The 827-nt window shown below is 23.2% G+C and carries 2 protein-coding genes; both read right to left on the reverse strand.

Annotated features, from left to right (window positions below):
- Positions 1-138: alpha-amylase family glycosyl hydrolase (locus G3997_RS11935; RefSeq protein WP_442971267.1), on the reverse strand; the 138-nt coding region annotated here is incomplete at its 3' end.
- Positions 128-571, reverse strand: coding sequence for a hypothetical protein (locus G3997_RS06170; protein WP_296644493.1), 444 nt, complete (start codon positions 569-571; stop codon positions 128-130). The genes G3997_RS06170 and G3997_RS11935, both read right to left, overlap by 11 nt.
- Positions 572-827: the final 256 nt, after the last annotated feature.

The following is an 827-nucleotide window of genomic DNA, read 5'->3' on the forward strand; positions in this document are numbered from 1 at the left end:
TAATTTAAAATCACTATATACTATAACATCATTTTGCTTTCTAATTTGTATTAGTTTTTTGTAGTGATTAAATATTGAATCTTCATCTTTTAAATTATTTTTTACATTAATTTCTTTATAGTTTGGATTAACCTTTATYMAATATTAATAATATAGCTACAAATATAATTAATATCCATACGATTACTAATGATGAAGGAATTAAAAGTCTTTGCTTGTCACTTTTTTCAATATTTTCATATTTACTTGTAACATCAGCATGGAAACGTTTTCCATATATTCCTAAACCTATAGGGGCAAGTAAGCAAAGTATAATTCCTAAAATTGGTGACCAGACTAATGCTCCTACTAAAACCATAACTGTTAATAACATTACAAATACTTTTTTATAAACCATCCAATTTATACCTAAAACCATTAATGACCAAAAGTATTTACATATACTTTTAAATGTAACTTTTTCTTCAGATCTCATCATTTTGTTAATTACTTTTATATGCTTTTCATTACTTTGTCGTATATATCCATTTATACCAAATCTACCTTTATTATTTTTCTTTCCCCTGTCCATAAACTCACCCCCTAACTAGTTATACTATATAATATTAAAATTGTTGGTACTTAATGACTGTTCTAAAAAAATTCCTAATATCTTTAAATTTAATTATTATACTAAAAAAGCTAGAACATAATTCTATGCCCTAGCCATATATATTAAGCACTATTTGATGCTTTTTTCATTTTTTTATACCATTTATTATTTAATTAATCAACTTAATGTATTATTATAGTTGTACTATCTAATATATTTTCATATATCCATTTTG

This window comes from Romboutsia sp. 13368 (assembly GCF_018336475.1).
Lineage (GTDB): Bacteria > Bacillota > Clostridia > Peptostreptococcales > Peptostreptococcaceae > Romboutsia.